This is a genomic window from Bordetella tumbae (genome assembly GCF_965139195.1).
Taxonomy (GTDB): domain Bacteria; phylum Pseudomonadota; class Gammaproteobacteria; order Burkholderiales; family Burkholderiaceae_B; genus Bordetella_A; species Bordetella_A tumbae.
The window spans coordinates 110,381-121,289 of the sequence record NZ_CBCSJH010000015.1; the positions used below are offsets into that span (position 1 = coordinate 110,381).

At 59.3% G+C, this 10,909-nt stretch carries 7 protein-coding genes; 4 read left to right on the top strand and 3 right to left on the bottom strand.

Annotation, left to right across the window (positions count from 1 at the left end):
• The first annotated feature begins 236 nt into the window (after positions 1-236).
• Positions 237-3,074 carry an autotransporter domain-containing protein gene (locus ACNA0J_RS16840; RefSeq protein WP_415820012.1) on the top strand — a complete coding sequence of 946 codons (2,838 nt, stop codon included), beginning with the start codon at positions 237-239 and terminating at the stop codon, positions 3,072-3,074.
• A gap of 47 nt (positions 3,075-3,121) precedes the next feature.
• Here ACNA0J_RS16840 and tldD read toward each other — a convergent pair whose 3' ends face one another.
• Both tldD and ACNA0J_RS16850 read right to left on the bottom strand, forming a co-directional pair.
• The gene (gene tldD / locus ACNA0J_RS16845) at positions 3,122-4,582 is read right to left on the bottom strand and encodes a metalloprotease TldD (protein ID WP_415820013.1); all 1,461 of its coding nucleotides are present in this window, start codon (positions 4,580-4,582) and stop codon (positions 3,122-3,124) included.
• Between the two features lie 12 nt (positions 4,583-4,594).
• Complete coding sequence (locus ACNA0J_RS16850) at positions 4,595-5,413, bottom strand: carbon-nitrogen hydrolase family protein (RefSeq protein WP_415820014.1); 819 nt, start codon at positions 5,411-5,413, stop codon at positions 4,595-4,597.
• Between the two features lie 147 nt (positions 5,414-5,560).
• On the opposite strand from ACNA0J_RS16850, the gene ACNA0J_RS16855 reads away from it, so the two are divergent.
• Positions 5,561-5,929: an H-NS histone family protein gene (locus ACNA0J_RS16855; RefSeq protein WP_415820015.1), complete on the top strand. Its 369-nt coding sequence runs from the start codon at positions 5,561-5,563 to the stop codon at positions 5,927-5,929.
• A 178-nt stretch (positions 5,930-6,107) separates the two neighbouring features.
• Here the strand turns inward: ACNA0J_RS16855 and ACNA0J_RS16860 are convergent, their stop codons facing one another.
• Complete coding sequence (locus ACNA0J_RS16860; protein ID WP_415820016.1) at positions 6,108-6,743, bottom strand: DUF4136 domain-containing protein; 636 nt, start codon at positions 6,741-6,743, stop codon at positions 6,108-6,110.
• A 198-nt stretch (positions 6,744-6,941) separates the two neighbouring features.
• Between ACNA0J_RS16860 and pepN the strand changes: the two genes are divergently transcribed.
• Complete coding sequence (pepN, locus tag ACNA0J_RS16865; RefSeq protein ID WP_415820017.1) at positions 6,942-9,653, top strand: aminopeptidase N; 2,712 nt, start codon at positions 6,942-6,944, stop codon at positions 9,651-9,653.
• Positions 9,654-9,765: 112 nt separating this feature from the next.
• The gene (locus tag ACNA0J_RS16870; protein ID WP_415820018.1) at positions 9,766-10,791 is read left to right on the top strand and encodes a class 1 fructose-bisphosphatase; all 1,026 of its coding nucleotides are present in this window, start codon (positions 9,766-9,768) and stop codon (positions 10,789-10,791) included.
• Positions 10,792-10,909: the final 118 nt, after the last annotated feature.

Genomic DNA, 10,909 nt, shown 5'->3' on the forward strand with positions numbered 1-10,909 from the left:
GAAACTACAAATATCAACGGATTCTAGGAAGGCCGCGTTTAAGACCGGTTTAATTAGCCCGCAATGGCATCAAACCCCTGTGAAATAAATTAAACGGCGAGTTACGGGGGGATAGGTACAGTCCGCGTCACTGTAACCATGTGAGTCAATCAATGCCCCGCCCCTATGTGTTTAGGCTGACCCCTGGATGGGCAGCTTTGTATTGCGCACTGTTTTGTGCCCCTTCGGTCGCACAAGTGCCTTGGAACCTGACACGCGTCAATGCAGATGTTGTCCAAGATCTCGGCTATATAGGACAGGACGTGTTGGTCGGCGTCATCGATTCCGGCCTGGATATTCGGCACCCCGCCTTTGCTGGCCGCATAGATGGGCAGTCACGGAATTTTGTAGGCCCAGACCCGGCCGCAGTCGAAGATCCGGACGGACACGGTACGCACGTGGCAGGCATTATCGCGGCGGGTCGGGGAACAGGCCCCATGTACGGAATCGCCCCCGGTGCGCGAATCCTGGCCTTGCGTGCCATCGGTGATGACGACGATGACGATGACGATGACGACGATGATGATGACGGGGCAGACCGCGCCACCGCGCAAGCGCTGTACTATGCCGCCGCCCACCAGGTAAAAGTCGTCAACGGCAGCTATGGCCCAAACGCCATGCCACCGAAATTCATACAGAGCCCAACGGGCCAGTGGGTATTGAACCCGACATACCAGGAACTGCCTCATCAAATATTGCTCTTCAACGAGGACGAAGGCCTACCGCTTGATCAACCCGAGGCAGAGGCTATCCAAGCAGCAGCGGCCGCCGATGTCGTCATGGTCTTTGCCGCTGGCAACGAATATAGGGAACAGCCCCTGGCCAGCGCCAATCCTAGCGGCAATGGCATATTGCCCTACATATCGCCCGAGCATCACGACACAGGGGTTTATCGATTTATCTCGGTGTCAGAGGACACGGAGCTGTTTGATCCCGATAACCCCAACACCTATGACTACATAGCCCCCAACGACCCCAGGCTAGCCAACGTCGATTACTCACACTTAAAGGGCACGCTGATTGCCGTCGTCGCCACTGACAATGCGGATCGCATTGCCAGCTACAGCAACCGCTGCGGCGTGGCATGGCAATGGTGTATGGCCGCACCCGGCGGTGACGGAGACAATGCCGATGACGGCATCCTGTCCACCGTTCCATCAGGCTACGGCGTCATGTCAGGCACCTCAATGGCATCGCCTCTCGTTGCGGGCGCAGCCGCCGTTTTGCGCGGCAGATTCCCCTATCTGGACGCTCGGCAAACCATCGAGCTCTTGCTGACCACCACGAATCATTCGGGCCATCTCGCCGACCGCGCGATCTATGGCCGCGGCATGCTGGACATCGCGCGCGCCATACAAGGGCCCCGTGAATTCGGGGCCGAAGGCTTCAACCCCGTGTTCGACGTCAACACCCAGGGCTACAACTCGGAGTGGTCAGGCGACATCATCGGCAGCGGCGGCCTGACAAAACGCGGCGCAGGCACGCTGGCACTATCCGGCACGAATACGTACACGGGCAACACCACCATTGCCGGTGGCACATTGCACATTGACGGCAGCATTGCCACCTCTAGCGTCCACGTAGAGCCGCAAGGCACCCTGGCCGGTAGCGGCACGATCGGTACGACTTGGACGGCAGGCGCAATATCGCCCACCACTATCGACGGGTCAGCGGCCACCTTGACCGTCGCTGGCGACTATCGTCAAACGGATCAGGCCACGCTACTGGCATCCGTTGATGCAAACGGTGAAAACAGCAAGCTGCATGTCAAAGGCAGCGCCGAACTGATGGGCGGAACCCTGCAAACGCCGGATATCAAACCCGTCATGGTGGGCAAGCAGTACACACTGATAGACGCCGATGGCGGCTTGACGGGAGATTTCAGCAAAGTCGTCGCCAAAGATTATGTCTTTATCGCGGCTAACCCCTCGGTTAACAGCCATCGCTATGTGTTATCGATCGATCGAAAGGCCGGTGGTTTTGCCGCGGTAGGAGACACCGCGAACCAACGCGCGGTAGGACATGCAGTGGATCATCTGAGCGCCGGCAACCCAGTATTCGATACCTTGATTATGGCGCAAGATGCGGATTGGGCTCGTTCTTCGTTGTCTCGTTTAACCGGTGACAGCCATCCCTCATTGCTCTCCACGTTGGCCACCCAATCCCGTCTGACGCAGTCCGCGTTGATCAACCGCGGACTGGCGCAGCCCGCTGCCGAGGGCGTCGATATCTGGGGCCGTTATCTGGCCATGCGTTCGCATCTTGACAGCGACGGTAATGCCGCCGGTATGAACAATACCTATCAAGGCATGCTTTTCGGCGGTGACACCACCATCGGTCAGCATTCTCGCGCGGGCTTGGCATTCGGACTCGGCTCCTCATCCGCAGACACCCGCGGTCGCGACGACAGTGCCCGCATCGACAACTACACCCTGGCCGCCTACGGCAACACCGATCTCGATCGCGTGGCCTTGCGCTACGGTGCCTCTTACAGCCTGCACCATATCGACAGCCGCCGTGAAACCCTCGACGGCCTGCCACGCAGCAAGAGTACCTACAACGGCCGCACCGCCCAGGCATATGTGGAAGCCGGCCTGCCACAACAACTCGACTCCCTGACGCTGGAACCCTTTGTCGGGCTGGCCTATACCTACGTGCATACCAACGCGTTCAACGAATCCGGCGCTGCGGGGCTCGACGGCGACTCCTCGCATATGAATGTCGGATTCACCACACTCGGACTGCGTGCCGATAAACGCTGGACGTTCTCTGAACACAGCGAACTACGCCTGGAGGGCAGAGCCGGCTGGCTCCACACCCTGGGCTCGCGTACGCCGAGCACGCGCCTGAGTTTCCAGGAGGATGCCTCGTTTACCGCCGCCGGCGTGCCCCTGGCTCGCGACACCTTGCTCATGCAAGCCGCACTCACCTGGCAACACACGCAAAACACCGCTGTCGCGCTTGCCTATCTAGGTGAATTCGGTAAACGCTACGGTAACCAGAGCCTGTCGCTGCAAGCCAGTTGGCGCTTTTGATCGGTCATGACGCGGCGTCCACCGCCGCGTCTGACCTCTCAAGCCTATCAGGCCGTGCCGCCCACCGTGAGGCCATCCATGCGCACCGTGGGCATTCCGACGCCGACTGGCACACTCTGGCCATCTTTGCCGCACGTGCCGACCCCGGAATCCAACTGCAGATCATTACCGATCAGGCTGACCTGATTCATCGCGTCGGGCCCGTTACCGATCAACGTCGCACCCTTGACCGGGTAGGTGATCTTGCCGTTCTCGATCATGTAAGCCTCGGAGGCCGAGAACACGAATTTGCCGTTCGTGATGTCGACCTGCCCGCCGCCGAAGTTCGCGGCATAGAGGCCGTGTTTCACGGAAGCAATGATTTCCTCGGGCGGAGTTTGACCAGCCAGCATATAGGTGTTCGTCATACGCGGCATCGGCAAGTGCGCAAACGATTCGCGGCGGCCATTGCCCGTCGCGGACGTTTTCATCAGCCGGGCGTTCAGGGTGTCCTGCATATAGCCACGCAAAATGCCGTCTTCGATAAGCACATTGCGTTGCGTGGCGTTGCCTTCGTCGTCAATATTCAGCGAGCCACGGCGATCCGGCAACGTACCATCGTCAATCACGGTCACGCCCTTGGACGCGACACGCTCGCCAATGCGGCCCGAAAACACGCTGGAACCCTTGCGATTGAAGTCGCCTTCCAGGCCATGGCCAACGGCCTCGTGCAGCAAAATACCCGGCCAGCCCGAGCCCAGCACCACCGTCATTTCGCCGGCGGGAGCAGGACGCGCTTCCAGGTTGACCAGAGCCTCGTGCACAGCGCGCTCGACGTAACCTTGCAAGATGTCGTCCGAGAAATAGGCCAACCCCGTGCGGCCACCGCCGCCGGCGTGCCCCATCTCGCGACGGCCATTACGCTCGGCAATCACCGTCACAGACAAACGCACTAGCGGACGCACGTCAGCGGCCAAACGGCCATCGCTGCCCGCTACCAGAATCACGTCATATTCCGCCCCCAGGCCAGCCATGACCTGGATGACATGCGGATCCCGCGCACGCGCCATCCGCTCGATGCGTTCCAGCAATGCCACCTTGTCCGGCGCGCTCAGCGTCGTCAGCGGGTCCAGGTCTGCATACAGGCTGCGGCCCGCCAGCGGCGGAACCTGCGCTGCCACTTTGACTTTGCCGGCGCCACGGCGGGCAATGCCGCGCACGGTGCGGGCCGACGATAACAAGGCATCGGGCGACAGGGAATCGGAATAGGCAAAAGCGGTTTTCTCGCCACTGATGGCGCGCACGCCCACGCCCTGCCCGATCGAAAAACTGCCGGTTTTGACGATACCTTCTTCGAGGCTCCAGCCTTCGCTGCGGGTATATTGAAAATACAAGTCGGCGTAATCGACCTTGTGGGTGAAAATTTCCCCTAGCGCGCGCGCCATGTCGGACTCAGTCAAGCCCCAGGGGTCCAGCAATAATGACTTGGCCGTAGCCAACGATTGGATATCGGGATCGATCAGGTTCATAAAATCTCTGTTTTACAGGACTCGGTGGCGCAACGCAGGCAACGAAGCGCGCACTTGCGTCAGGCGCTCAGGCTCTATGGTACCGCTGACCACGCCTGGCCCCTCGGGTAACACGTCAATAATCTCGCCCCACGGGTCAATCAGCATGGAATGCCCCCACGTGCGCCGGCCATTGACGTGATGCCCACCCTGGGCGGCTGCCAGCACATAGCATTGGTTCTCGACGGCGCGTGCACGCAACAATAATTCCCAATGGGCTTTCCCTGTAGTGTAGGTGAAGGCGGCAGGCACCAAAATCAAGTCCACCGGCCCCAACGCCCGATAAAGCTCGGGAAATCGCAGGTCATAGCATATCGACAACCCTACACGCGCCCACGGGGTTTGCACAGTTTGCACCGCATCTCCGGGGCGAATGGCGATCGATTCGTCATACGCCTCAGTACCGCGCTGAAAATTAAATAAATGAATTTTGTCGTATCGGGCAGCAGATTGCCCGTCCGGCCCGTAAACAAACGTGGTATTGAACACGCGCCCCGCATCGGGACAAGCCAGGGGCAAGGTTCCGCCCGCTAACCAGATCTGGTGTTTGGCCGCCTGCTCAGCCAGAAAGTCTTGAATCGGCCCGGAGCCGGGTTGCTCCTTGATCTCGAGTTTCTGTAGATCGGCGGTCCCCATAAAACAAAAATACTCGGGCAATGACACCAGCTTTGCCCCCGAATCAGCTGCCTTTTGGATTAACTCACCGGCTTGGTGCAAATTATCTAGCACATCCGGACTGGAAACCATCTGAATAGCAGCCACTGATATCGAATTCAATTTGGAATTACTCATTCATTACCTACTTTTAATGTGATGAGCTTGACTCATCTATCCATTCGTGGGTTATTTTAGGTATTATTGGTGATATAGCCGCATCAAAACAATATTCGGCACAATATCCCTATTCAAATCTGTCAGATTAATCGCCCGGACTAAATCATGCCTCGTGAAACTTACGCTACCTTGCAAGCCAAAATAGAAAAAGAAATCAGCAAGTTGCAGAAAAAAGCTGAAGCACTGCAAACGAAACGCCGCAAACCGGTGATCGCCTCGATCGTCTCTTCCATGCGTGAATACAATATCACTCCGGAAGAAGTTGCCGCTGCATTCAATGGCACTGCTAAAGCATCCCGTGCCACCAGCAGCCGCAAGGCGGCCGCACCCGCCGCGGCCAAACGCCAGGTCGCGCCTAAATATCGCCACCCGCAGACCGGTGAAACATGGAGTGGCCGTGGCAAAGCCCCTCGCTGGCTCGCTGCCGAAGAAGCCGCCGGCAACAGCCGCGAAACCTTTCTCATTACCGAATAAATTACTGCCCCCGGGGCCTCCCCTGGGGCAGTAATAGTCGAGCCAATCGCTTTAATCTGTCCCTAAAATTTCGAATAAATCGGCTTGTGCGATGCACCCGGCGACATAGTCCGACATATTTACATCTGGATTATTCTCTGCTCGGCCCCGCCTGATTATTGCTGTTAATGGAAAACAGTTAACGATTAATGGGATATTCGACTTCGCGCTCTGACCCATTATTGCCGGGAAAATTATCGAATATCGCCCGCGTTAAATAGGGCATGGTGCGCACGAGGTCCTCCCGGCCGCTCAAAATATAAGCCGACGAACGGTAGACCTCCGCGCCCTTACGCGCGTTATCGTAGATTTCAACCGTCAAACGATTACGGTAGGCCACCGTGGGCACGTCTACCCAGGTAGGTCCCCAATAGCCTGCCCCCCACATTGGCGAGCCATAAAACCCGCCGAATCCACCATAGAAATAAGGATCGTAGGGCTGGCGAGTCATGACCTGGGTTTGCTCGGTGCCATATTTGAATGACACATTAAATCGGGCTGACGCGTCCGGTTGCGCTTCGACTAGACCGGTCGGTCCGATACTGGCACGCATCGCATCCTGGTATGCCTGATATTCAAGATTATTCGCTTGGCCGGGCGTGGCATCGACAAACCGATAGGTCGCCCCCACCACATCAGCAGGCCAGCGCTGGAACGAAGTCACTCTGGCCTGTACCGTCGGGGTGGCGCATCCCGTCACCAGAATGGTCGCTGTCAACATGGCGGCCACGCCCGCCAGACGGCACAGGCCTAGCCATTTGCGGGATTCAAACATCGCGGGTCTCCTAATGAGGCCCCAGGGCCGGGCGTGGGATCCGTCCAGCGTGTCCGTGGGCACACGAAACTCATCATACCTGGGCAAACTTTGACATCGCTGGCGAGTAAAAGTTTTTCAACTGGATATTTCTATCCAACGAATGCCCGCCGGGGTACTACTACAATAGGGCATTACCTATTCTGATCCGATCTAGGCATGCGCACCGAAACGCCTGTAACCGTATATCGCAAAGATTATCAGCCCTATCCCTATGCCATCCCGACAGTGGCGTTGGCGTTCGACCTGGATCCCGAAGCCACACTGGTACATAGCACGCTGCGCGTCGAGCGCAAGGCCGACGCTGCGGCCAATGCACCGCTGGTCCTGGATGGCACCGAACTTGAGCTGGTATCACTGCACGTCGACGGCAAACCCTGGCCGGCCGAGCACTACACGCTGGATGATGCGGCGTTGGTATTGTCCAGTCTGCCCGCCCAGGCGACCGTCGAGATCGTCAGCCGTTGCCAGCCCAGCGCCAACTCTACCCTGATGGGTCTGTATGTCTCGGGCGGCAATTTCTTTACACAATGTGAAGCCGAGGGCTTTCGCCGTATTACGTGGTTTGCTGACCGGCCCGATGTCATGTCGCGCTATCAGGTGACCCTGCGGGCCGGCGATGCGTATCCGGTGCTGCTGTCCAACGGCAACTTGCTGTCCACGCGCACCCTGCCCGATGGCCGCCAAGAAGCCCAATGGGAAGACCCCTTTCCCAAACCCTGCTATCTATTTGCCCTGGTGGCTGGCCAGCTCACGCACCGGGAAACTACCGTCAAGACCTCGTCCGGGCGCCCTGTCCTGCTGCAGGTCTATAGCGATCCGGGCTCCGAGGATCGCACCGAGTGGGCGCTGGAGTCCCTCGTACGGGCGCTGCAATGGGACGAAACCCGATTCGGACTGGAACTGGATCTGGACCGCTTCATGGTGGTCGCCGTGCGCGACTTCAACATGGGCGCCATGGAAAACAAGGGCCTGAATATCTTCAACGCTGCTTATGTGCTGGCCGACCCGCACACGGCGACAGATGCCAATTACGAGGGCATTGAGGCAGTCATTGGCCATGAATATTTCCATAACTGGACGGGCAACCGCGTCACGTGCCGCGACTGGTTCCAGCTCAGTCTGAAAGAGGGCCTGACGGTTTTCCGCGACCAGGAATTCACCGCCGATATGATGGCCCGCGGATTGGACGCGGCAGCTACGGCCAGCGCCCGTGCCGTCAAGCGCATCGACGATGTCGTGACGCTGCGTGCGGCGCAGTTCCCCGAAGACGCGGGCCCCATGGCCCACCCGATCCGCCCGGAAAGCTACCAGGAAATCGGCAATTTCTACACCGCGACAGTGTACGAAAAAGGCGCCGAGGTCATCCGCATGCAGCATACGCTGTTGGGCGCAGAGGGTTTCCGTGCCGGGATCGACGAGTATTTCCGCCGCCATGATGGCCAGGCGGTCACGTGCGACGATTTTGTCGCCGCCATGGAATCAGTCTATACCCGCTTGAATCCCGGCCGCGACCTGTCCGTATTTCGCCACTGGTATCGCCAGGCGGGTACGCCCCGCGTCGCCGTGACACTGGACTACGATGCCGCCGGACAACGCTGCACCGTGACGCTGAACCAAAGCTGCCCGCCGGTCGGCGTGGAAAAACGCGCGGGCGGCGACTATGTCAAAGCGGCTTTCCATATCCCCTTTGCTCTGGGACTGCTCGACCCTGAGGGTCGCGCTCTACCCCTGCACCTCGACGGCGCCTCGCAGCCACAAGACACGGCGCTGCTGGAGCTGACCGAGTCCCGTCAGCAATGGGTATTCGAGAACGTCCCCGCTAAACCGATCCCGTCATTGCTGCGCGGTTTTTCGGCGCCCGTCATCGTGGAATACGACTGGACGGATGAAGAACTGGCGCTGCTCTCTGCTCACGACCGCGACCCGTTTGCCCGATGGGAAGCCGGCCAGGAACTGGCGACTCGCCAGATTTTGGCCCTGGCGGCCCAACATCAGGCAGGTGCGCCGCTGCAGGTCAACGCCGGGTTTATCGACGCGTGGCGGGCCTTGCTCACCGATCCGGCGCTGGATGCAGGATATCGTGCGCGTGCTTTAGCCTTGCCCTCGGAAAAGACCCTGGCAGAGCGCCAGGAAGCCATCGACCCGCCTGCCCTGGCAGCCGCGCGGGATTTTCTGCGGGTCGAATTGGGACGGCAATTAGCTGCGCAATGGCGCGAGGCCTTCGACGCCAACCAGACCTCTGGGGCCTATAGCCCTGCGCCAGGCCCCGCCGGTCAGCGCGCCCTGAAAAACCAGGCGCTCGGCCATTTGATGGCTGCCGGCATCGAGGGCGCACAGGCGCTGGCCCAGTCGCAATTCGGTCAGGCGGGCAATATGACCGACAGCCTGGCCGCGCTCGGCGCCCTCGTGAACTACGCCCCTGGCGATATCGCGGCGCAAGCGCTGGACACGTTCTATGCGCGCTGGAAAGACGATCCGCTGGTTATCGACAAATGGTTCATGCTGCAGGCCACCGCGTTGAGCAGCAGTGTCGATAGCGTGCGCGCGCTGATGGCTCATCCGGCGTTTACGCTGCGCAACCCCAATCGCGCCCGTGCGCTGGTTTTTCAGTTCTGCCTGAACAATGCGCGCGGCCTGCATCGGGCCGATGGCGCTGGCTACGACTATTGGGCCGAACAAGTCCTGGCGCTCGACGCCCTGAACCCCGAAATCGCCGCCCGCCTGACGCGTGCGCTGGATAACTGGGCACGCTTCGTGCCTGAATTACGCGCCCCCATGCAAGCGGCGCTGCAGCGCGTGCGCAACCATCCGGGTTTGTCACGCAATGTGCTGGAGATCGTATCGAAAGCCTTGGAGTTTGCGGCTTAACACCACGTCACCGAGGGCGCAAACATCCCCGCCCTCGGTCTTGCCCCCTGCCTGCTTATTCGCGGGCAGCTTGTGCGGCTCACCTGTTTTACGTTGATTACGGAGACCCCTCTTGAAACGCAAAACCCTTACCCAATACCTGGTCGAGCAGCAGCGCTCTGCCCAGGCCCTGGCGCCGGAAGTCCGGCTGCTTATCGAAGTCGTGGCCCGTGCCTGCAAGGCCATCAGCCATGCCGTCAGCAAAGGCGCGCTAGGTGGCGTGCTGGGCGCTCTGGAATCCGAGAACGTCCAAGGCGAAGTCCAGAAAAAACTCGATGTGCTGTCCAATGAAATCCTGTTGGAAGCCAACGAATGGGGCGGCCATCTGGCGGCCATGGCGTCCGAGGAAATGGAAACCATCCACCTGATTCCGAACCGCTATCCCAAGGGCGAATATCTGTTGTTGTTCGATCCCCTGGATGGCTCGTCGAACATCGACGTCAACGTCTCGATCGGCACGATTTTCTCGGTCTTGCGCGCACCGCATCGGGTGGCCGGCACGGACGAAGTCTGCGAACAGGATTTCCTGCAACCGGGCAAACAACAAGTTGTCGCTGGCTATGCGGTGTATGGGCCGCAGACGATGTTGGTGCTGACGATCGGCAATGGTGTCGTCGGCTTTACGTTGGATCGCGAGATGGGTTCGTGGGTGTTGACGCATGAGAACATCCGGATTCCCGAGGACACCAAGGAATTCGCGATCAATATGTCGAACATGCGTCACTGGGCACCCCCGGTCAAACGCTATATCGACGAATGCCTGGCCGGTAAAACGGGGCCTCTGGGCAAGGACTTCAACATGCGTTGGATCGCCTCGATGGTGGCGGATGTGCATCGCATTCTGACGCGTGGCGGGATCTTTATGTATCCCTGGGATGCACGAGAGCCGGGCAAGGCGGGCAAACTGCGCTTGATGTACGAGGCTAATCCGATGAGCTGGATTGTCGAACAAGCGGGTGGCGCGTCGATTGACGGCAAGCAGCGGATTCTCGATATTCAGCCGGAGAAACTGCACCAGCGGGTTAGTGTGGTGCTCGGGTCGAAGAATGAAGTCGAGCGTGTGGGGCGGTATCACGCTGAGGGGTCTGCGCAGGCGTGAAGAAGTCTTTGGCGTCGTGGATGTGAAGAATCTTCGACGTAGGAGTTCTTGAAACGCCTGGGGCTGCCATGTAAAGGCTGCGCCGGCCCTATCGTCCGGTCTGGTCGCCTGCGCGACC